Genomic DNA, 22,490 nt, shown 5'->3' with positions numbered 1-22,490 from the left:
GCTCGTGTCGGGTTAAAATACAATATGCACTATAGCAGGCCTCACCTAGCACGTACCACAGCAAGAAAAGGAGATCATTATGGGCCAACCTACACCATTACTAACTTCATCTTATAACGTAGTTCCCGCGATGACTACCGCGCTACCCGAGGAAACTGCAACGCGCCGTGAGGGTCTTGAACAAGCTGATTATGCTATTCAGAAAGAATATCCAAAGATGCATAGTATGCTTATTGCTCGCCATGGCAAGCTCATCTTTGAACGTTATTACGGCAACCATCATGCCGGGGCATTAAATGATCTTCGATCTGCGACTAAAAGCTTTATCAGCGCAATTACCGGAATCGCTATCGATCGGGGAGATATCCCTGATATCGATGTCTCGGTTTCCAAGGTACTTCGTAAACATGTTCCATACCTGCACTCCCCTCATTTATCAAAAATCACTCTCCGTCATCTGCTTACCATGACTTCTGGATTTAGCTGGATCACGGGCAAGAAGCTGGGGGAGCCTTTCGTCCGGAATCTCCATCGTAGTCGCCGCTGGGGTTCCTTTGCTCTTAGTATGAACATAATTCCGGAACATATCGGTCAATTTCAATACCGTAGTATCGACACCCATCTGATTTCGATGATCCTTAGTGAATCTACAGGTCTCGATGCATTCACCTATGCTGCTGAGCATTTATTTAGCCCTCTCCGAATGACTCACACGGCTTGGTTACCGAGTCCCGAAGGACATAGTATGGGACATATTGGTCTGTACTTAAACTCAAGAGATATGGCTAAATTCGGTATGTGTCTGCTTAATAACGGCGTATTTGCGAAGCAGCAGATCATTCCGAAGCATTGGCTGCAAGAAGCACTAACTGCACAGACTACGGGATACCCGGCTTTTGGAGATTACGGATTTCAGTTCTGGGTGGGTACGATGAGCGGCCAACCCTACAAGCTTGCCCACGGTCATGGCGGACAGCAAATCCTTATCCTACCCAATTTAGATGCGGTTGTGGTCTTTACAGCAGAGAGTAAGACAAACAATTGGAAGAGCCCCCGCAAGCTGTTGGAAAAGTATATTATACCCACAATGAGCTAAACATACTTTTTCCTGACAAGTCATAGGCTTTTAAGGAAGAAGGAGTAGCGAACTAACCCCCTTCTTCTCCAAGTAGAAGGAGAGTGAGCCCTTTGTCCCCTTTCAAATCATCCACCGGATTGCCCGATAATATTGCGGGCGCGCTGTGCTATTTTTTCCCTTTTATCGGCGGCGTTGTCTTTCTCGCTCTGGAGAAACGCAACCGCTTCGTGCTGTTCCACGCGTTGCAATCACTGCTTACGTTCGGCGTGCTGATGATTCTCCATGTCTTAACCGGATTTATCCCTTTTCTCGGTTCCCTGTTGAGTGCAATCCTTTCTCTTTGCAGCTTTGCTATATGGCTGCTTATGATCTATCAAGCTTTAAGCAGCAGATGGTATAAGCTCCCTTGGGTTGGGGATATCGCAGAAAGTCAGATTCGGCATCTATAAACACCGCTGAACTAACACCTCTTATCGCTGAAAAGTATTCCCTTTTGCCCATCCACTCCTTACAATGGAAAGACGGGCATCAACGGAATTCTACAGGCTGGAGGAATTTAAATGTATCTATTCATCATAAACCCGCGTTCCGGCGGGGGCGCAGGCGGGCGGACCTGGCATACTGTAGAGGCGCTCATGAAAGAGCGGATGCTGCCATATATGACCTTGTTTACGCATAGCGCAGAGGGTGCAGAAGCCCTCGTTCTAAATACAATTAAACACCGTGAGGACTGGAAAGCCGCGATCGTAATCGGCGGCGATGGCACGCTGCACAGCATTTTGGGTGCCCTTCGTGGCAAAGATATTCCTATGGCAATCATCCCTGCCGGCTCCGGTAACGACTCCGCACGCGGCTTCGGCATTCCGCTTTCGACTGAAGCCGCGCTGGAAGCTGCACTTAGCGAACGGTATATCGAAGCCGATCTGATCTCAGGCGCAAACGGACTGACTTTAACAGCCGTTGCCAACGGCTTTGATGCTCAGGTGGCCGAGAATGTGAATGCCAGCCGTTACAAACGGCTGTGCAATGCCATTGGCGCAGGCCAACTGGCTTATATCATCGGCATATTGCATACGCTGATGACGTTTAAGCCATGCCGGGTGAGTGTTGCGTGCGACGGGACGGAGCACGTCTTTGAGAAGGCATGGCTGGTCTCGGTCTGCAACCTGCCCAGCTACGGCGGCGGGCTCTTGATCTGCCCGCAGGCGAAGGCCGATGACGGCCAGCTCGACGTCTGCGTCGTGCACGGGTGCAGCCGCGGGCAGCTGCTGCGGCTGTTCCCAACGGTACTGAAGGGCAAGCATGTAGCGTTGCCCTTCGTGTCGATGCTGCGTGGACGTAGCGTAGCCGTCAACTTCGCAGAGGCCCGGCCGGCGATCGGCGATGGCGAGAGCTTCGGCAAAGGGCCGCTTGCCGTGCGCTGCGAGCCTGGATCGCTGCGGGTGCTCTCGCCGCTGGCGGCGGTTAGCGCGCAGCGCCACGCCGATCCTGCAGCGGCATGCGGTAGCAACGGGTAATCCATACCCGTGCATCACAAAAAAACAGCAAGAGACAGGCTTATAAACCTGTCTCTTGCTGTTTTGTGTTAACTTCATCCGAATCTACACCAAAGAGTCTTAGCTAAGTAGCCCTTCCTCTTCTTCCACGAAAGAGATTCTTCCGTCCTCCAGTGAAGCGATCCGCACGAGTGATTCTACCCGGTAACCAGCTTCCTGCAGTAACCGATTTCCTGGCTGGAACGCTTTTTCGATCACGATACCAATCCCAACCACACTTCCTCCTGCCTGCTCAACAATACGAGCAAGTCCGAAGGCGGCTTCGCCATTCGCCAAAAAATCATCGACAATCAGAACTCGCTCACCCGGAGCAATGAACTTCTTGGAAACGGTAATTTCATTCGTTTCTTTCTTCGTAAAGGAGTAAACCTTTTCTACATAAATATCCTCTGTCAGCGTCAACGATTTCTGCTTACGGGCAAAAATCAGCGGAACCTCCAGCTCTAATGCCGTCATAATCCCCGGAGCAATTCCCGAAGATTCAATCGTCAGTACCTTCGTAATCTCTTCGCCGGAAAAACGGCGGGTAAACTCACGGCCAACCTCACGCATTAGAAAGGGGTCCATCTGATGATTCAGAAAAGAATCTACCTTGAGCACGCCTTGCCCGAGTACAATACCTTCTTTTAACACCTTTTGTCTCAACAGCTCCATTGTGCTCCTCCTTCTCCCATCAATGAATCCTTTCTCCCCACTTTATAGACCTGTCGGTTTCTGTGGTAATAAATTTCCAACGATAGATTTTAAGTTATGATCATCTTTGCTCTTTTCTTGCCCATTATCATAACCCGTAATTCGGATCTCCAAGAAATCGCCCGGATTTACCGGCTTAAAGATCAATTTCTCGCGGTCTTCCAGTCTCACGTTAAATTTCATGTCCTTGAACATTTCAACTAGCTCTGCTTCTCCGGGACTTGCTCCTTTATCCAGAAACAGCAGTCCACGCAATTTTTTAGGACCATCCTCATGCACCACTTCAAAATGTACGATACATTCCATGCTTTTCACCTCCCTGTAATAGCTACTGCGCCTGTTCTTCCCCATCATCGCCTGGATCATGCATCACATATTTGCTGTGAATTTTGCTGTAACGCTCACCATAACGTTCTTCTAATTCTGCGCCCATATCCTGCTCCAGCTCGAACAGCACCATTTCCTGTGCAAAATGATTCAATAGCAGATCTACTAACACCGGGTGCTCGGTTACAACCGCTTGCGCCGATCCATCTTCATAGCGCATCCCGAGCATACACCAGCTCCGATCGATCACGAATGAGAACTTCCGTCCATCTGTTCGCTGAGAATCTCTTCCGAGAGGCGGCCATACCGGATAGGCGGCAGGAGCAGCATTGCCACCATCAAACGCCCACAAGAGTCTAACGCCACGCAACTCCGCCTGTTCAAGTTCACTCCGTAGAAGTGACGCTTCCTCACGCCACATATCCACTACGATCTCTTGCTCAGCCATATTAAGTTGGCGAATAAGAGCGCCTAATACATTGCGGTCACCTTCCACATTATAAAACGAAGGGCTAACAGGTCCACCGCGAGGCATCTCACTTTCCATATAAGCCAGTGAAGCTTGAACCCGTCCCGAGATCATGGTCGCAAGCTCCTCTGGATTGAGAACACTGTACCGCGCAGGTTCTCCTTCGCCACATCGTACATATCCCTGCTGCGTAAGGCGTTGTAACGCCGCATACACATTCGATCTTGAAACTCCGAGCTGTTTGGCAACCTCATAGCCAGAAGCCTGACCTTTTGTCGCAAGCTCTACCATAATTTTGGACTCCATCTCTGTGAAGCCCAGATTGCGCAGATGCAGCAGCAGCTGTTCCATCTTGTTGTCCCCCTAAGCTGACTGAAATCCGTTCTATATTTGCTCTGACCCACATCGCGGGCACCATAAGGAGCCCTTAGGTAATTCGTTCCGACAGATTTGGCACTGGATCATATCTCGTACACTATGGTCCTCAGTGACCGCAGATTCCTCCTGGTGCTCATTCTTGTGCCATTCGCCGAAGCGACGGTCTAATTCAAGTTGTCTTTTTCTTTCCCGTTCCAGCTGCTCGGCTTGTTTACGTTCCCGCTCAATATCTTGCTCGCTCGCCTTATATTCTTCAAGTGGCAGCTCATCATCCGGATGCTGAACTTCAGCATATACAACACTCTGCGGGTGCAGCTTCATTGCAATTTCCTTCTCTTCATCCGTAAGCTCATCTGCGCCATAATATTGATCTTCATCATCTTCATTCACAGATTGAACAAATACCGGTGTAGAAGGCACCCTTCTCGAAGCGGACAATGGCTCCAGCTTACTTCCGCATTTCGGACAAAAGTTTGCATCAAGCGCCACAATATGACCACATGAACATAACCGCTCATTTTTCAGCTCAGCAATTCGTGTCCGCAGGACTTCGATTTTTTCCTGAAGTTTGGAACAGTTACGGGACAGCTCCACCATTTTACCTTCAGCTACCGACATATCCTTTGAACGATATCCTTCATAAAAAAGTCTGCCCATTTTCGTAAATTCAACTTCCATCTCTTGTTCAACATCGGAAATAAGTCCGTTCAGCTTGCCGATCTCTACTGAGTTTTGGGCTTTTTCGGTAACCCGGCTCGCGCTATCTTTAATTTTTTTGATAAAACTCATTACAGTTCCTCCCTCTCCAGCGATACGTGTTTCTATCATACCAAATGTATCGAGTAGATTCATTAATGTGCTTTAATACGCGATTTAGAGGAGAATGTTCCTATAAAATCCATACTAATTGATTTAGCCACTTCCCCCTTACACTTATGGGTTATATTTCCTAATTTTGAATGTAATTTTGCGTCAGGGGTTCTACATCGGTTAAAATAGAATTATCACAAATAACGAAATCGGGAGAGTTTCAGTGGAAGAACATGAGAGCACACAGCTTACGCTTAGTCAGCTACAGGTACACGTAAAGGATCTGCAACAGTGGCAAGGTAACAGCAACGAGGATTTCGCCAAACTGGTTAACGAATTCGAAGCCTTACCGGCACTCTATCGCCACGCGTTAAATGATCTTCAGAATAAAATTGATGTAATCAAGACGGAATGGCAATCCCGCGACGGCTTCAGTCCCATCGAACATGTCAAATGCCGGATCAAAGAACCAAAGAGCATTCTTCAAAAGATGGAGCGCAAAGGCTACGGTTTCAGCTTGGAAAATATGGAGCAATACATTCACGATATTGCCGGAATGCGGATTGTATGTGCCTTCGTTAAAGATATATACCGTTTAGTAGATCATCTTAGTACACGCGAAGACATCCGCGTGCTTGAGATTAAAGATTATATAGCTCATCCTAAACCAAACGGATATCAAAGCCTTCATCTTATAGTCGGTATCCCACTCGTCCTGCTGGAAGGAACACGCTGGGTCAAGGCTGAGATCCAGCTGCGCACCCTAGCTATGGACTTTTGGGCAAGCATGGAACATATTCTGTATTATAAATTCGATAAGCAGTTGCCTTCGCATGTCGCTGAGGAACTAAAAGAAGCCGCGCGCGCTGCTGATGAACTAGATCAAAAAATGCTTCGTCTTCGCCGCGAAATTCTAGAGCTTTCAGAAGGAGAATTGCCTCCTGCTGGTCAGCATTAGAATAACTAACCAGAAACTCTGTTAGATAATTAGGCAAAACAAGAGGCTGTTTCAAGAGTAGCATTCACTACTTTTGAGACAGCCTCTTTCGTATTTTCACTTACCGCTTAATCGGACCCTTAGTCGCTCGACGTGCAGACGCTTCTGCAACCCGCTGCATAATCAAAGTTAATCCCTCAATGGCTTTAGGTGTCTGCGGTAGCAATGTTCCCCAGTCTTCTGTAACTTCAGCTACTACTACCGGCGAAGGAAACGGTCTAGCCGCAATCTCATGGAACTGTGGCCCAGGCTGATGTAGCGAACCTTCAGCAGCCGCTTCTGCCAACCATTCGCCAGAGGAAATGGCCGGACCCTTGCGTTCAAGCCGAGCCAATTCCGTAGAAAGTTCACTAACCGAGGCTTCTTCTTCCTCTGTTTCAGCTTCGTCGCTAGAAATATTCCCTTCAGCCCAAAGGGCAAAAATTCCGTCCAAGAGCTCTCCTTTAGTAAATCCTCTCAGCGAAAGTGCCAGCAGTGGCTCTTCAGCAAGACGTTCTTTAATAAGCTTCAAAGTTTCCGCCTTATACTCCACACCTTCACCCTCAAAAAGGGCTTGCTCCAGCTCACTATCCGTAGGTAGAAGCTCAAGCTCTGCCAGTTCACCCGTCAAACGCCCTTGCAGCAAGGCAAATACTTCCCCGGGACTTAGTGCCAGACTTCGTAATATTTCTTTTCTTCGGGAAGCATGCCATACCGGAACCTTCAGAGAGAGAGGTCGATCCGCTTGTTGTTCCTGAGCAGGCGCGCTGGCGTTCAATTCACCCTTCGACCGAGACCCTCCCGTCACTTTCCCAGGTAGCACCGTCCATGCTGCTTTTACTAATCCAGGCACAACTTCCAGCTGCATCTCTAACCGTTCACTCATTGTTCGATCCCTCCGTAACACTCATATCTGTCTTACATCCAGTCCTGATCCTGCAGTTCAATAAGTTCCTTCAGCTCATGATTGGACATCTCAGTCAACCATGTTTCGCCAGAGCCAACAACCTGCTCGGAAAGATTTTTCTTACGCTCAATCAATTCATCAATACGTTCTTCCAACGTTCCTTGGCAAATCAACTTATGCACTTGAACATTTTTATCCTGACCAATTCGGAACGCCCGGTCTGTCGCCTGATTCTCAACTGCCGGATTCCACCAACGGTCGTAATGGATGACATGATTAGCTCTTGTAAGGTTCAACCCTACGCCACCCGCTTTTAAAGAAAGTACGAAGAAGGATGGGCCTTTTCCCTCTTGAAAATCATGAACCATCTCGTCGCGCTCTCGTTTTGGAATTCCGCCGTGCAAGAACAGCGGCGCTGTTCCATAACGCTTAGTCAGCTTGCTAACCAAGAGCTCACCCATCGCTACATATTGAGTAAAGATCAACACAGATTCTCCGACCTCCGCAATGCTATCCAGAATCTCGAACATGACTTCCATTTTACCGGAATGCTCACTTCGTGGACCCCTGCCTTCTTCTTTGCGGAATAGCTGAGGATGATTACAAATCTGCTTCAATTTCGTTAGAGAAGACAGCACGAGTCCTCTGCGAGCCATCCCGCTACTCTCTCCGATCACGCCAAGCATTTCATCCACGACACCCTGATATAGGACTGCCTGTGTTTCCGTCAGCGGACAATAAGACTTCAGCTCCAGCTTCTCCGGCAAATCTTTAGAGATATCCGGATCGCTTTTCAAGCGGCGCAACAAGAATGGTGATACCAAGCGATGTAATTCCCTTAGTCGTTCTCCACCCTCTCCAGATACATAACGCTGCCGGAAGGAATGGTAGGTTCCTAGATAACCCGGGTTTAAAAAGTGAAAAATAGACCATAACTCACCTAGTCTGTTCTCTACTGGTGTCCCCGTCATAGCTATGCGATGCGGCGCTGATAGCTTCATCACACTTTGCGCCTGTTTTGTCCGATGATTCTTAATATACTGAGCTTCATCCAGCACCACAGTGGACCACTGAACATTCGCTAAATCCTCGCTGTCACGACCTGCTAAATGATAGGTCGTCAATACAATATCATGACTGGCAGCCAGTTCTAAAAAGCTATCCCCCCGCACTCGGCGTCCACCATGATGAATGTGAACTTTAAGAGAAGGCGCAAAGCGCTGCAATTCCCGCTGCCAATTCCCCAAAAGTGAGGTTGGGCATAGAATCAAGACAGGCTCCTGCTTCTCTTCAGGTGGAGCACTTAAAGCGCGGTCCAGCAGGCAGGTAATGACCTGCACCGTCTTACCGAGACCCATGTCATCGGCCAGACACACCCCAAATCCCAGACCACTGAGAACGGAGAGCCATTGATAGCCTCGCTCCTGATAAGGTCTCAGGGTGCCGTGCAGACCTTCAGGTACGGCACGCACTGGAAGATTACGCAATATGTCGCCCCGCATCAGCGATGACAATAGTCCGGATGTTTCCATCCCCGTGACCGACATCCCTTTCCAGAGCCGCTCTTCACCATCCTCAGCCTCTAGGCGCATCCAATCGGCTGCGGTCATTTCCCCATTTTCATGGCGTTTCATATATCTAAGAACCTGGCGAATTTCTTTAGGATCTACCTCAATCCATTCTCCGCGGAAACGTACAAAGGGTACGCCTGCCTCCACTAGTGCGTTTAGTTCTTCTTCACTGATTGTACTCTCCCCAAGTGAGGCTTCAATGCGAAATGAAATCAGCTCTTCCATCCCAAGAGCCACTGGAGCAGGACTATCAATCCCACTCACTACCGGCTGCATTTTCATTTTCATGCCAATCCGGCGGCGTCCCTCACGGCTCCAGCGCGATGGCATCTGCACGGTTATTCCACGCTCACGCAGCTGCTGCACCGTCTCCTTCAAAAAGAAATAAAGACGCTCTGGTTCCAAATCTGCTCCCGTAGGTGCAGGCATAGAAAGAGCGCGCTCTATGTCTGGAGAGATTCTTGCCGCTCGGCCCAGCGCTATAAGAAGCTGCTGCTGTATATTGCGATAGCGTTTCCCCCATAACGTAAACTCTCGTTCCTTACTGCTCCAAATCGATTTTGCCGGAATCCAGAATTCCCCTTCTTCCTTGTTCTCCGCCCAGAAGGTTAAGCGCCAGATTTCGTCATTATCTCCAGGGGGCTCAAGACGTAGCCCAAGACCCAGCTGTCCACTCCGCGCTTCTTCAGGTTCCGATTGCGGCACATCGCTACCAGCTGTCTCATTCACAGTAGCCAGAAGATCTGTCACCTCTGCTTGAGTTCCCTGCACGGGTATATCCCGGCTGCCTGTAAGAAGACTATTCCACCACAGCTCAGTTAAAGGGGAGTAACCCCGGCGATAATTGGCTTTGTAAGGGGTAAGTTCACTTTCAATACCCGCAATCACTTTCTTTATCTCTGCAGTCATTACCGCCTGCATAAAGGAGTAAAGCACATAGGCGCCCGCCTCTTCCCTCGAAGATAAATCCCCCGCTTCAGCAATATGCGTCCCTAAGGCCAATACCGGCATGGACGACGCCAGCTGCAGAAAGATCTCCTTATCCTCCTGCTTTCGAAAAGCTGGAGACCAGCAGACCGTTGCTGCCTGTTCACCACCACGACGGCGTGAACCTACCGGACGTGGGGGCAAGGCTCCTGGCGTAACGCCGCCTGTACCCATCAATTCCAGCGCAAAGCGAGCTGCTGCCGCCCAATAGCGCAATTCGCCTCCAGGCTCTACTCCCTGATCCCGGCATAACGTCTCATCCCATGCCAGAAGCAGTTCAAATGCATCGCTAGGGACTAAGGCGAGCCCTTCGAATGTTCTTCCGGGCAATCCACGGCGTGCTGGCTTCCCCTCTACAGGAGGAGCCGGATATTTCACTTCTGCGAGCCGCAGAGCAGCACTCGCAAAAGGGCGAACTCCTCCCTGCAGCTCCAGCCGCTTCACCACTCGGGTCCAAGCGTCAACCTTCGGCTCCGAAGTTTCGCCAGAGAAGCAAAATAACACATCCCCCAACCATATTGCATAAAGATGCTTAGTCATCGGTGATCTCCTGTCTTTTAAGCAAGCAAAAAAAGAACCAGTCCGCCACCATCAGGTGGTAACTGCAACCTTTTCCGCGAGAAATAAATTTTGAAGCTATACAAGTAGAAGTAGTTTCTCCATCCTTTTAGAGATGAGATACACTCCTGTAAGAAATATAAGGATAAAGAACTAGGATAAAACTTATCTGCTCTTGAATCTTCATCTCTTCATCTTATACGAAAAAGCGCTGATTTAAAAACGTTTCTGCATATTTTCTGTAGATTTTTATACAAATAAAGTTGAAGTACGTAGAAACACCCATGAATTTGATTCATTTCAGCATATTTTTAATAAATGTTCTATCCACTATCGTAAAATACCCTTCACCACTACCATACTATCCATGAACATTATGACTCACTAGTCACTTCTTTTCTTGTTTATAGTCTTAATTGTGCCGAAAGCGGGTATATTCTAAGTAGGCATCACCCTATTAAAAAGCTAGGGAGTGAATTCTTTGAGACGTTATAATCCTTATAAATGGTGGAATCTTCTGTTCTTTGTAGGTGTGATTATCGTGAATGTGCTCTCGGTCACCTTACCATTAGGCGGGAACAGCACTGGAGAAATCTCTGATAAATATCAGACCTACATCACACCTGCAGGTTACGCGTTTTCCATCTGGTCATTGATTTATCTACTATTAGCCGGCTTCGTTATTTATCAATTCCGCTCCTATACAGCCTCTAGAGATTCTGTGCGGGCGATTCAGTTCTGGTTTGTTCTGAGCTGTATTTTTAATATGAGTTGGCTCTTCCTTTGGCAATACTTATACATTGAGCTCTCTCTGGTTGCTATGGTGCTGATGTTAATCACACTGATTGTCATTTACCGAAAAACACGTTTGATCGCTAATCCTACCTCAGGCGAAAAATGGCTGATGAAGCTACCCTTTAGTATATACCTTGGCTGGATCTCTGTGGCTACTATCGTGAACATCAGCGTTGTTCTAGAAAAGAATCATTGGGGAGGTTGGGGTCTTAGCGGTAGCACTTGGGGCGTTATTATGCTCTGCGTGGGAACTCTACTTGCAATTGTGGTCAGCTATCCTTACCGAGATAGCATTTATCCACTCGTATTCGTGTGGGCCTTCATTGCGATTGCCTTGGAACACAAAGAGACCAGCGATGTCTATTTAACGGGACTGATTACAGCAGGCCTCCTGCTTCTTTACAGCATCTGGTTATTGTTCAAACCCCGCCGTAGTAGGTATCGGAGATACAGAAGTTACTAATTCTAATATAAAAAATGGCAGGCTAGGGTTATCCACCTTAGCCTGCCATTTTGGTAAAATAATAAAAGTGCAAAAGGATAACTCCTTATTTCTTACGAGCTACCGCTTCAATCTCAACAAGTCCGTCTTTAGGTAGACGCGCAACCTCAATAGCACTGCGGGCAGGATAAGGTTCTTTAAAGAAGGTGCTATAAACCTCATTAACGGCCGCGAAATCATTCATATCCTTTAAGAATACAGTTGTCTTTACTACATGGTCTAGTGTTGCACCAGCTTCCTCAAGAATGGCTTGTACATTGTTAAGCGCTTGACGCGCTTGTTCTTGTACACCCTCAACCAAATTACCCGTTTCCGGATTCAGACCAAGTTGTCCTGAAGTGTATACCCAGCTACCCGTGGTTATAGCTTGACTATAAGGACCGATTGCTCCGGGTGCTTTTGTTGTAGCTACTTGTTTTTTGCTCATCTTACTACCCCTCTCCATTATGCGCTGATCATTTATTGTCCATTGTAAGTCCTGTTCTCATCTTAATGCAAATTTATTAGAGACTCAAAAAGCTTAGCGTTTCCCAATCACATGTATCACTTCATTCGTATAAATATGTAATCCATGGGTATCCGCAGACGCAATGTTAACCATAGCTCTTGCGACTGTCGTACCAGGTATCGCACGATATTTAGCCGCCTTACCCACCATTACAAAATCCAGCGCTTTCATCAAACTGGCTCCGACTCTCTCCCCTAATCTGAATTCTTCACGTTGGCCTAGTAGCAAGGAGGGGCGAAATATATGCATACCTTGAAATCCAATAGCGGTTAAACCTTCTTCCGCTCTTCCCTTAGTCCGACTGTAGAAATTACGCGACTTCGCATTTGCCCCTATTGAAGAGACGACCAAAAACTGTTTAACACCCTGTTCTCTCGCTATGGCTGCAGCATCAAGCGGATAGTGTAGATCGACTCGTTCAAACTTTTCTTGTGAACCCGCCTTTTTTATCGTAGTTCCTAAACAACAGAAGATGGAATGTACCCCTTCGAACGACTCTGTATAGTTTCTTAGGTTCTCCCAATCTACAACGATTTGTTTAAGCTTAGGATGTTCTATGGCTAACGGTGTCCGTACAAGCACCCTTACTTCTTCCCAGCTATCACGATTTAACAATTCCTCCGTAACCGCTTTGCCTACCAATCCGGTGGCACCTAATACCATCGCTATTCTTAACAAGGAATAACCCCCTTTTACTTCTATTCGTCCTTTAGAATACGACGACCTAGCAGAAACGCAAGTGCAATCATCAGCGTCCCTACCACTAGCTGCATACCGTATACCTGAGTCCATTGCGGCCAGTGCGAAATTTTTTCATAGAGCTGACCGCCAATAAGCGGACCAAAAAAGGATGATAACCCGGTAAGCGCCGCATATGTGGCCATATACATCGGCCGTTCTTTTTTCGGCGTGTCTCCAATAATAAAGTTAAAGGCCAGCTGGTTGAAACCGCCTACACCAACACCAAAAACGATATGGGCCGCAAATAAGACCACCAGCATCGGCATCACAGACAAGAGTCCCCACATCAATGAGGACAGCGCAATAATCGGCAAAGTAAAGAATAACAGTCGCTTATTGCTGTATTTCGCATTTAGATTGCCCCAAACGTAGAAGCTAGCCATCATAAACACGGTCTGGGACACATTAAGCAATGACAACGTTTCATAATTAATATGAAGTAACTGCAACATGACATAAGAGTATAGCGGAACCGTTAGGTTCTGCAACAACAGCCAAGCAGCCAGAAACAAGGTTGACTTCATAAATAATGTATCTTTAAGCGGTTTCTTAAACATGGGCAAAAATTTATGCTCTTCTGATTTCTCGAACGGTACATCCGGATAAAAAAAGAATACTACGACATTCGATATCGAGAAGATCCACACAACAATATATAAAATCAGAAAACCATGACCCCCGGGATAACGGTCCAGAATAATACCTCCGCCATACATAACCAAACTTCCAAGCGCATTCAGGACCGTGTTACGAATCCCAAAATAACGTCCACGTACCCGTGCGGGAACCAGATCACTAATCACAGAGCTCCACAGCACACCACCAGCAGTATTGGCAATAAAAGCAGTAGTATATAAAGCAATAAATGCGATGACCCAATATTCTTTAGGAAAAATAAACGGGATTAGTCCCGTAGAACCCCAAAGTATCCTATGCAGACCGATAAAAGTAACCATGGCCCATTTGCGACTTGGCAGCTTCTGAATCAGAAAAGCTACCCCAATCTGTGCCACATTAACTAATGTAGTAAGCGCTAGCACAAATCCAATTTGACTAGAGGAAGCTCCTAAATATAGTAGAAATCCTGTTAGGAACTGCCCTTGCAGCAGTACCTGAAAAATAGTTGACGGCACACCTTCCAGCGTAGCTATATGCAAATTTCTGCGATGCACTGAAGGTTTACGAACACGTTTTGAAACCGTAACCTTATGCTTATTTTCCATGTTGTCCATAGAGGCGGTAACACTCCTTTGATGCGGCATTGGCTTCATTCTACTCCGCATCAATCTACTGTCAATACGCCAAATCACCAAATAATATTGGAGCTTTACTCACTATCCACTTCAAGGGGCAAATAAAGCGAAAATCGACTCCCCTTCTCTTCCTTACTCTCCATAGAAATGAACCCGCCGAGCAATCTGGCCAAGTCATTACTAATAGAAAGTCCTAGTCCTGTTCCACCATATTTCCGGCTAGTCGTTCTGTCTGCCTGTTGAAAGGCTTCAAAGATCATGGCATGCTTCTCCGGTGCGATTCCTATGCCACTATCCTCCACATCAAATACAAGCCAATGTTGCACGGCATCCCCTTCCCCACCTTCCTGCTCGTGGATATGCAGCGATACGTAACCTGTCTTTGTAAACTTAAAAGCATTTGAGAGCAAATTACGCAAAATCTGCTGTACGCGATGTGGATCGGAATGAATCATTGGAGGGACATTCTCATCCATGGAGATATTAAAATCCAGTCCTTTTTGTTTGGCCGTCACAGCGAACTGCATTGCCAGCAAATCTGGGATCTCGCTAACATTTAATTCTTCATTTATAATATCTAATCGACCTGCCTCCACCTTGGATAAATCCAGAATGTCGCTGATGATCATCAATAATTCATCACCCGAACGATGGATAATGGCTGCATACTCTCTTATTTCTGCTTCCGTAAGCAAATCATCATTTTCTTCAATTAATTGCGATAAATTAATAATGCTATTCAGTGGAGTTCTAAGCTCATGTGACATATTGGCGAGAAATTCCGATTTGAATTGAGATGCCATCATTAACTGATTAGCACGCTCTTCAAGATCAAGCTTGTTCTTATGTAATTCTTCAGTCTGAGCAGACAACTGTTCGTTAGCATGCTGGATCTGCTCATTCCTTAGAAGACCGAGTTGAAAATCACGGATAATTAATGAGAACAAAATACTTAAAATTAGCCCCGCAGGGAACGTAATTGGCATGATCTCTCTTATGTACTCTTCCACAGGGATAACGCCTAAAGCCATAATGTTTATGGCATTCATAAGATTAACGATTAGAATAACGATCAGACCTTGATTCACAATACTGAGGGTTGAGCGTCTGACCCAGTAGCTAAGCGCCGCGCAAATAACTCCCAAAATAAAAAGATTTAGCATTCCTGCAACCGCTGCCTCTGTCACTCCAAAAGTTAACCTTGTAAGCCCCGTCCCTATACCGATCAATATAAGAGTGATGGGTCTAGGATACGCCAGCGTCGAGATGATTAGGGGTACAAACCGCAAATCAAAGATCACATGGTCGTCCAGATTATAACCAAAAAGAGTACTGATCCAACCAGCAAAGATCGCCAGGATCACCCAGCTCGCCTTCTTTATTCCTATACTTGCATTTGATATGGTATGTTTATAGATCAGATTAGCCAAATAGGCCACGGCAATAAGAATTGCGGTATTCCCGAAAAATATTTTAAGATACCCCATAGTTTTGCTCCTACCTGCACAAGATAAATTACAGATTTCATCTCACAATAATACCATAGCTTACCCTTCGCACACCTAATTGTTGCATAGGAAGAGCGCAAATCGTATACGATTTGCGCTCTTCCTATGCATTTTATATTTGGGTACTTAGCGTATAAGCTAATTTGAATTAATCACGGTAGGAACGTCCCCAGCTTTGATACTCTTTTTCCGCGTCTTCTTTCGAATGGCCATAGCGCTCTTGTAGTTTACCTACCAACTTATCCTTTTCACCATCAATCACATCAAGATCGTCATCTGTAAGCTTGCCCCATTGCTTTTTGGCCTCGCCTTTGAGCTGTTTCCATTTTCCTTTAAACACATTGTTGTCCATTATATGCTCATCTCCTTAGCTGAATTAAGTAGGGTAGAATACTATCCTGTGTTATCGTTACATTACCCTGTCCTATTCGCCATGAATCTTACCTAATCTATAGAAAGTCACAATTTGTCAAATAATAGTTTAAAAAAAGGTATTCAAATCCTTTAAAATTTGATACAATCAATGTATAAATTAAACATTTAATTTTTTAAGTGATTTTTTTCACATGAGTTATTTGCTCTATGTGCTAGAATGCCCTCGGAGATGAAACAACATCATTAAATTTTTTTCTATTGTATGCCGATATATGTCATGATACTGTTAGAGTTTGGCTCTTCACCCCAAGATTAAAGTGACAAATATCATTTATAAAGTGATTTTTATCACTTCGCATTACTATTAAAATGTTTTACATTTTAATATATATATTTTAAACTATATTTTTGGAGGTCATAACAAATGAAAAAAACAACAGTAATCTTGTCGACTGCCCTTATCTTAGGTAGTTTGCTTGCAGGTTGTGGTAACAACACAGACAACACACCGGCGGCTACTAATGCTCCAACAGAAAACAGTACAGCAACTAATTCCACTAACACTGGAACTGAAGCGGCTAAGTACAAAGACGGAAATTACTACTCTGCTGCTGAAGTCGACGCTAAAACTGGCTGGCAGTATTATGCGCTTCTGACTGTAGAAGGCGGTAAGATTACTAAGGCTGACTGGGACGCTTTTAACGTAAATACTGCTGGTGACTCTAAGAAAAAACTTTCTGAAGATGGTAAATATGGCATGAAAGCTGGTGGTGCTTCTTCTGAATGGCACGAGCAAGCAGCAAAAGCTGAAGCTTTCCTGATTGAAAAACAAGATCCAGCAGCTATAACTTTAGACGCTGAGGGGAAAACTGATGCTATCTCCGGTGTATCTGTACACGTATCTGACTTTGTAAAAGCTGCTCAAGCTGCTCTGGCTGCTGGACCTGTTGAAGCTGGTCAATACAAAGACGGAGGTTACCATGCTGAAGGCGAAATGGATAAAGACTCCGGTTGGAAATCCACTGTTGACTTGACTGTTGCTAACGGTAATGTTGTTGCTGTTAAATTCAGTGGCGTAAATGCTGCTGGCGACGACAAGAAACAATTCTCCGTCGATGGTAAATACGGTATGAAAGCTGGCGGCGCTTCTGCTGAATGGCATGAAGAGATCGCAAAAGTTGAGCAATACTATCTTGAAAAAGGTACTGCTCCAGAACTTACAGCTGAAGGTAAAACTGATGCAATTTCCGGCGTGAGTATTCATGTTGGTGAATATTTTACACTTGCTGAAAAAGCACTCGAAGGCGCGAAATAATTTCGCATAACCTTCTGCAGTTAATCAGACGAATGAGGTGAATTTCTTTTGAAAAAAATAGTCATTTTGGGCGGCGGCTACGGCGGCGTACTCACGGCTAAGAAACTGGCAAAGAAATTTAAGAAAAACAAAGATGTTGAAATCACACTGATCGACCGGAATCCATATCACACTCTATTGACTGAGCTGCATGAGGTTGCCGCGAACCGTGCTCCAGAGGATTCAATCAAGATCGATCTAAAGAAAATCTTTGCTGGACTTAAAGTGAATGTTGTTCTTGACGAAATCAGCAATATTGATTTCAAGGGTAAGAAACTCAAATCCAATAAAACTACCTATGCGTACGATTACCTTGTAATCGGTACAGGTAGCAAACCAACCTTCTTCGGCATTCCAGGTGCAGAAGAGAATACCTTCTCCTTCTGGTCTTACGATGATGCGGTAGCATTGAAACGTCAAATCCGCGACATGTATACCAAAGCCGCTATGGAGAAAAATCCAACTGTACGCCGTGCAATGTTAACTTTCGTTATCATTGGTGCCGGCTTTACAGGTGTCGAGCTTGTTGGGGAAATGGCTGAGCAACGCGAGGAATTGTGCAAGGAGTTCTATATCGACCCATCCGAAGTAAGATTGATTGTGGCTGATATGGCTCCGAAGATTCTGCCTATCCTTCCAGATAAGCTGATTCAAAAAGCCGAAGCTCACCTTCGCAAGCTGAACGTGGAAATTGTAACAGGCGCCAAGATCACTGAAGTAGGCGAAGGTAGTGTTGCCCTTGGTGAGAAAAATGTTGTCGCTTCACAAACCATTGTTTGGACTGCAGGTGTTGAAGGTTCTGAAATCGTGGGTGGACTTGAAGTACAACAACAAGGACGCAAACGTATTGTTACGAATGAGAACCTTGAAAGTGTAGATCATAAGAACGTATATGTAGTAGGGGACAACATTTTCTTCATTCCTGAAGGTGAAACTCGTCCTGTACCACAAATGGTTGAGAATGCTGAACAAGCAGCTCCGATCGTTGCTGGTAACATTGCAGCTGACATTCAGAACACTGCTAAAAAAGCATACAAACCAGGTTTCCACGGTACTATGGTATCCATCGGTAGCCGCTACGGTGTAGCAAACGTTGGTTTGCCAGGCAAGTTCTTTATGCTTACTGGTTTTATGGCAATGTTATCCAAACACTTTATCAATATGTTCTACCTGTCTCAGGTTGTAGGCTTCAATAAAGTTTGGACTTACATGATGCATGAGTTCTTCCATGTTGAGAACCGTAAGAGCTTCTTGGGCGGACACTTCTCCAAGCGTTCACCTAACTTCTGGCTCGTTCCGCTTCGCATGCTGCTTGGTGGAATGTGGTTATATGAAGGTATAGATAAGCTACGGAAAATTTGGGTAGATCCTAACAAGATATTCCTAATTCCAGCCGCTCCTTTTGCAACGGATGCTTCATCAGCAGCCAGCGTAGCGGTGGATGCAGTTAAAACAACAGTAGATGCACAATCTGCAGCTTCAGCAGTATCCACTGCAAAAGAAGCGGTTGAAGCATTGCCAGTTCCTGGCTTCGTATATAATATTACAAACTGGTTCATGGATTTGATGTTCTACAACAACGACGGAAGTTATACTTTCCTCGCAAAATGGTTCCAAATCGGTATGGTATGTGCAGAAATCGTGTTCGGTATTATGCTCATCGTTGGTCTGTTCACAGCTATTGCTTCTATAGCGACGATAGCCATGTCCGTCATGATCTGGTCGACCAAAATGGCTTCTACAGAAATGTTATGGTATGTTGGTGCGGGTATCGCCTGCATCGGCGGATCGGGCAGCACATTTGGCCTAGATTACTATGTACTTCCTTGGCTTAAGAAACATTGGAAGAGAGTTCCGATCGTCAGACGATGGTATCTATACACCGACTGATTATAAAGCCCTGAATTCGTGTAATTTATTTTAAAGAAAATATGTAGATTGCATGTCAGTAAGCTAAATATGGATGTACTTCAGAGTAATGTGTCCCTAGGACACATTACTCTCCTTATTTACAAGAAGAAAATAATCTTCCTAATATCAGGAAATGGTCAATTTATTCTTTAATGAATGGTTTTGTAGGGATGATCAGGGGTATGGTTTCTTCCGGCAAAACCGACAAGAAGGAGAGAATCTTGTGAACAAACAACTCATAGAAGATACCCTCCGGTTGTTGCATACTGAAATGTCACCTATTGCCGGAATTGAGCTTAATCCCTCTCCGGCTGCATGTGAGCAGCTAATCTCGGTACTAGAACGCCATGATCTGGAATACAACCGCAAAGTCAATTTGCTGGGTATTTACACTATTCTCACTTTGGCAGCTGAGCGCCATATGGAATGTATCCCACATCATCCCGACCTTACACGCAACATTTTGGATGGAGATTATTTGTACAGCTTTTACCTTCAGTTTGCGGTGAAATGCCGTGAGCTCGACCTAGTTGCTTATCTAGCTCCTTCGATCAAAAAAATGCAAATTAGACGGTCAAATGGAGACTTCGCGGAACATGATCCAGCGGCTGGAATCGAACAGTTCTTGATTCAAGAGTGCAGACAGCGCAGTCGCACAAGCAAAGCCATTTGACAGGTGGGATCTATAAGATGAAGCTGCATGAGGCCTTAAACATAGACATAGATGAAATTAATCGTGAAATCGTAAATCTTGTGGCACGAGATAAGGATGTTCCTAAGAAATCACAACTCGGGCAGAGTATTCTTGAGCTTATAAATTCTGGAGGTAAACGCCTCCGTCCTCTTATGGTCATTGTTGGCAGTCGTTTTGGCCGAAAGGATACGGGTCGAAGAGCGCTTCAATTAGCTGCTGCCGCTGAATTTATTCATGTTGCCTCATTAATTCATGATGATATCATTGACGATTCTGAGTTACGGCGGGGCAAACCCGCCCTACATACTAAGACGGGCACTCTATCAGCAGTGCATATTGGCAATTATATGTCCGCTCGGGTTATCGAACTGTTAAGCAAATATACCGGAGACAAAAACAAATATGTTCATGACTTATCTTCTGTAGCTACTGCTCAGCTCTGTCTAGGTGAGTATCAGCAAATGGAACATGCTTTTGATTATGAGATTACAATGGAGCAGTATCTGGAGAAGTCCTTAAACAAAACAGCTCTTCTTATGGCCACCTGCTTACGTGTGGGTGCATTATCCACCGAAAGCTCAGAGGAAGTGGCCAACCTTCTGTATACCTTTGGCGAAGCCTTAGGCATGTCTTTTCAAATACAAGATGACCTGCTGGATTTCACGCAGTCTGAGGCTGTGCTGGGTAAGCCCGCCGGCAGCGATCTGCGTCATGGTCAGGTTACCCTGCCAGTGCTTTATGCATTACAGGATCCAAAGCTTTCGCCTGTGATTCGTTCAATCGGCCCTGATTCTTCCGATGCTGAGGTGGCACATGTGCTTGCCCTTATTAAGAGAAGCGATGCCTTAGCTCGCGCAGAACAGTTCAGCCAGAACTACCTAGATAAGGCTGGAGCGATTGTGCAGCAGCTCTCCTCCTATCCGGCGCATGCCGATCTGGATACGCTGCTGCAATATTTTGCCGACCGTGATCGCTAAGGACAATCAAAAACGGATACCCCCATTCACTTGGGTTGGTATCCGTTTTTTTGTGTGCTTGCTAAACAAGCCGAACGTAGCGCAGCGCCCGTGAGCGTGTTTAGCTCTCGGAGATTAGTCCCTCAGGATTTAGCGTTACTATATAGGGAATTCCTCCCTCTAAAAACTTGAATTTGTATGGTTTATAGACTAATCAGCCAATTTAGAGGGAGACTTTCCCTATAACAAGATCGAAAGTCACTTAAGCTCGGAAATATAGGGAGTTTTCCCCTATAAGTCTACCTTAGATTAGTTCAGCCCTCTCACACTGCTCTAGCCCCCCTCGCAGATGCCCACAAAAACAAAAAAGGAAAGCCGCGTAGCCAGCTTTCCGATCCCATTGCCTACCCTCTTTTGGGTAGGCTGTTGTCTTTTGTTGTTAGTTTGGAGGCAATGCGCCAATGGTTAGGACTTCACTGCGTGGAATTTTGGAACTGTAGAAGCGTAGCGCTCGCCGGAAAGCTTTCCGTAGGAAAGCTCACTTCGAAAGCATACGCTATTCTCGGATTTCTACCGCAAATAGCGGTTCAAATCAAAGAAATCCGAGAATAACAGCGATCGAAAGTCCAACATTCCACGCAGTGCTGCTTCCTAACCACCGCCTTATTGCTCCCTAGCTAACATAAAAAAAATCAATCAGTGTACACAATAAAATCACTATGCTGATCACCTGATTCAGATTATAAGAAGCCACCTTCATCAGCTTACGATTCGATGGTTTTATAATCTTATGCTCGGTCATCAGGAGCAGCGTCGCAATGCCAATCCCTACCAGATACATCCAGCCGAGATCACGCCATAAATATAGGAACAATAGCAGCATAATCATGATGAAATGTAGTCCTTTTGCAATGCGCAGCGCGTTCTCTAGTCCGAAAAAGCTAGGAATAGACCATAGACCATGCCGCCGGTCAAAGTCGATATCCTGAGTGCCGTAAATAATATCAAATCCGGCAATCCACAGCATAACAACAGTACCGATAACAAACGGTGTAAATGCGATATTTCCGGTTACAGCGAACCATGCGCCAATCGGTGCAGAAGCAATAACAAATCCTAAATATAAATGACTGAGAAAGGTAAACCGCTTCGTGTAGGAATAGGTTGATATCAATACGATAGCCACCGGTGACAAGATCAAGCAGAGCAAATTAAGCATGCCTGAAGCCACAATGAAAATGGCATAGTTGACAATAACAAAGACAACAACTTCTTTTTCCGCCAGTAAGCGTTGAGGCAGATGTCGATGTGCCGTACGAGGATTCTGTTCATCGAACGTACGGTCCGCCAGCCGATTGAATGCATTGGCGCCATTACGGGCGCCTATCAATGCAATCAATCCCCAGATCATCACATGTCCCGATGGCCAGCCCCCTGCGGCCCATACCATCGATATAATAGCAAATGGTAGCGAAAAAAGCGTATGAGAGAACATTACCAATTCGCTGAACATTTTAAGTTTTAGACCTGCAGTTTTACATATGTTTAGAATCGCCATTCGTGCATTCCTCTTTCTTCACTAC

21 protein-coding genes are annotated in these 22,490 nt (G+C 45.7%); 9 read left to right on the top strand and 12 right to left on the bottom strand.

Features of this window, described 5'->3' with window-relative positions:
• Positions 1-79: 79 nt before the first annotated feature.
• From NST34_RS02590 to NST34_RS02580, 3 genes are all read left to right on the top strand, one after another.
• Entirely contained in the window at positions 80-1,096 is a 1,017-nt protein-coding gene (locus NST34_RS02590) for a serine hydrolase domain-containing protein (RefSeq protein ID WP_341127071.1), read from the top strand.
• Between the two features lie 92 nt (positions 1,097-1,188).
• Complete coding sequence (locus tag NST34_RS02585) at positions 1,189-1,527, top strand: DUF4870 domain-containing protein (protein WP_060626766.1); 339 nt, start codon at positions 1,189-1,191, stop codon at positions 1,525-1,527.
• Positions 1,528-1,638: 111 nt separating this feature from the next.
• Positions 1,639-2,595, top strand: coding sequence for a diacylglycerol/lipid kinase family protein (locus NST34_RS02580; RefSeq protein ID WP_339244546.1), 957 nt, complete (start codon positions 1,639-1,641; stop codon positions 2,593-2,595).
• A gap of 99 nt (positions 2,596-2,694) precedes the next feature.
• Here the strand turns inward: NST34_RS02580 and NST34_RS02575 are convergent, their stop codons facing one another.
• From NST34_RS02575 to NST34_RS02560, 4 genes are read right to left on the bottom strand one after another with little or no spacing between them, the layout of a single operon-like run.
• Entirely contained in the window at positions 2,695-3,288 is a 594-nt protein-coding gene (locus tag NST34_RS02575; RefSeq protein ID WP_042123794.1) for a xanthine phosphoribosyltransferase, read from the bottom strand.
• A gap of 42 nt (positions 3,289-3,330) precedes the next feature.
• Positions 3,331-3,633: a hypothetical protein gene (locus tag NST34_RS02570; RefSeq protein ID WP_076285933.1), complete on the bottom strand. Its 303-nt coding sequence runs from the start codon at positions 3,631-3,633 to the stop codon at positions 3,331-3,333.
• A gap of 22 nt (positions 3,634-3,655) precedes the next feature.
• Positions 3,656-4,474 (bottom strand): TrmB family transcriptional regulator, encoded by an 819-nt coding sequence (locus NST34_RS02565; protein WP_042184525.1) that lies wholly within the window; start codon positions 4,472-4,474, stop codon positions 3,656-3,658.
• 33 nt (positions 4,475-4,507) lie between these two features.
• Positions 4,508-5,290, bottom strand: a complete 783-nt coding sequence (locus NST34_RS02560; RefSeq protein ID WP_341127070.1) for a zinc ribbon domain-containing protein — start codon at positions 5,288-5,290, stop codon at positions 4,508-4,510.
• A 304-nt stretch (positions 5,291-5,594) separates the two neighbouring features.
• Here NST34_RS02560 and NST34_RS02555 point away from each other — a divergent pair, with 304 nt between their 5' ends.
• Positions 5,595-6,269 carry a GTP pyrophosphokinase gene (locus tag NST34_RS02555; RefSeq protein WP_042193221.1) on the top strand — a complete coding sequence of 225 codons (675 nt, stop codon included), beginning with the start codon at positions 5,595-5,597 and terminating at the stop codon, positions 6,267-6,269.
• A 100-nt stretch (positions 6,270-6,369) separates the two neighbouring features.
• Here the strand turns inward: NST34_RS02555 and NST34_RS02550 are convergent, their stop codons facing one another.
• Together NST34_RS02550 and NST34_RS02545 are read right to left on the bottom strand one after the other, a co-directional pair.
• A complete protein-coding gene (locus tag NST34_RS02550; protein ID WP_149644614.1) occupies positions 6,370-7,173 on the bottom strand; it encodes a hypothetical protein in 804 nt (267 codons plus the stop codon).
• Positions 7,174-7,205: 32 nt separating this feature from the next.
• The gene (locus NST34_RS02545) at positions 7,206-10,292 is read right to left on the bottom strand and encodes a DEAD/DEAH box helicase (RefSeq protein WP_076285936.1); all 3,087 of its coding nucleotides are present in this window, start codon (positions 10,290-10,292) and stop codon (positions 7,206-7,208) included.
• Between the two features lie 499 nt (positions 10,293-10,791).
• On the opposite strand from NST34_RS02545, the gene NST34_RS02540 reads away from it, so the two are divergent.
• Complete coding sequence (locus NST34_RS02540; protein ID WP_076300132.1) at positions 10,792-11,568, top strand: tryptophan-rich sensory protein; 777 nt, start codon at positions 10,792-10,794, stop codon at positions 11,566-11,568.
• 85 nt (positions 11,569-11,653) lie between these two features.
• Here NST34_RS02540 and NST34_RS02535 read toward each other — a convergent pair whose 3' ends face one another.
• The 5 genes from NST34_RS02535 to NST34_RS02515 all read right to left on the bottom strand — a co-directional run bounded on the left by NST34_RS02535 (position 11,654) and on the right by NST34_RS02515 (position 15,969).
• Positions 11,654-12,034 (bottom strand): RidA family protein, encoded by a 381-nt coding sequence (locus NST34_RS02535; RefSeq protein ID WP_042184517.1) that lies wholly within the window; start codon positions 12,032-12,034, stop codon positions 11,654-11,656.
• 93 nt (positions 12,035-12,127) lie between these two features.
• A complete protein-coding gene (locus NST34_RS02530) occupies positions 12,128-12,793 on the bottom strand; it encodes an oxidoreductase (RefSeq protein WP_341058933.1) in 666 nt (221 codons plus the stop codon).
• Between the two features lie 20 nt (positions 12,794-12,813).
• Positions 12,814-14,088 carry an MFS transporter gene (locus NST34_RS02525; RefSeq protein ID WP_341127069.1) on the bottom strand — a complete coding sequence of 425 codons (1,275 nt, stop codon included), beginning with the start codon at positions 14,086-14,088 and terminating at the stop codon, positions 12,814-12,816.
• A gap of 95 nt (positions 14,089-14,183) precedes the next feature.
• The gene (locus NST34_RS02520; protein ID WP_341058934.1) at positions 14,184-15,596 is read right to left on the bottom strand and encodes an ATP-binding protein; all 1,413 of its coding nucleotides are present in this window, start codon (positions 15,594-15,596) and stop codon (positions 14,184-14,186) included.
• Between the two features lie 169 nt (positions 15,597-15,765).
• A complete protein-coding gene (locus NST34_RS02515; protein WP_042184513.1) occupies positions 15,766-15,969 on the bottom strand; it encodes a CsbD family protein in 204 nt (67 codons plus the stop codon).
• A gap of 447 nt (positions 15,970-16,416) precedes the next feature.
• Between NST34_RS02515 and NST34_RS02510 the strand changes: the two genes are divergently transcribed.
• The 4 genes from NST34_RS02510 to NST34_RS02495 all read left to right on the top strand — a co-directional run bounded on the left by NST34_RS02510 (position 16,417) and on the right by NST34_RS02495 (position 20,928).
• The gene (locus NST34_RS02510; RefSeq protein ID WP_076285940.1) at positions 16,417-17,307 is read left to right on the top strand and encodes an FMN-binding protein; all 891 of its coding nucleotides are present in this window, start codon (positions 16,417-16,419) and stop codon (positions 17,305-17,307) included.
• Between the two features lie 48 nt (positions 17,308-17,355).
• Positions 17,356-19,236 (top strand): FAD-dependent oxidoreductase, encoded by a 1,881-nt coding sequence (locus NST34_RS02505; protein ID WP_042184509.1) that lies wholly within the window; start codon positions 17,356-17,358, stop codon positions 19,234-19,236.
• Between the two features lie 244 nt (positions 19,237-19,480).
• Positions 19,481-19,930, top strand: coding sequence for a hypothetical protein (locus tag NST34_RS02500; RefSeq protein ID WP_042184507.1), 450 nt, complete (start codon positions 19,481-19,483; stop codon positions 19,928-19,930).
• A 17-nt stretch (positions 19,931-19,947) separates the two neighbouring features.
• Positions 19,948-20,928, top strand: coding sequence for a polyprenyl synthetase family protein (locus tag NST34_RS02495; protein ID WP_076285941.1), 981 nt, complete (start codon positions 19,948-19,950; stop codon positions 20,926-20,928).
• Positions 20,929-21,580: 652 nt separating this feature from the next.
• Here the strand turns inward: NST34_RS02495 and NST34_RS02490 are convergent.
• A complete protein-coding gene (locus tag NST34_RS02490) occupies positions 21,581-22,465 on the bottom strand; it encodes a UbiA-like polyprenyltransferase (RefSeq protein WP_076300130.1) in 885 nt (294 codons plus the stop codon).
• Positions 22,466-22,490: the final 25 nt, after the last annotated feature.

Source organism: Paenibacillus sp. FSL H7-0714, assembly GCF_038003765.1.
Classification (GTDB): Bacteria; Bacillota; Bacilli; order Paenibacillales; family Paenibacillaceae; genus Paenibacillus_AQ.
The sequence above is the reverse complement of the archived record's forward strand: the minus strand, read 5'-3'. Positions and strand labels throughout refer to the sequence as shown.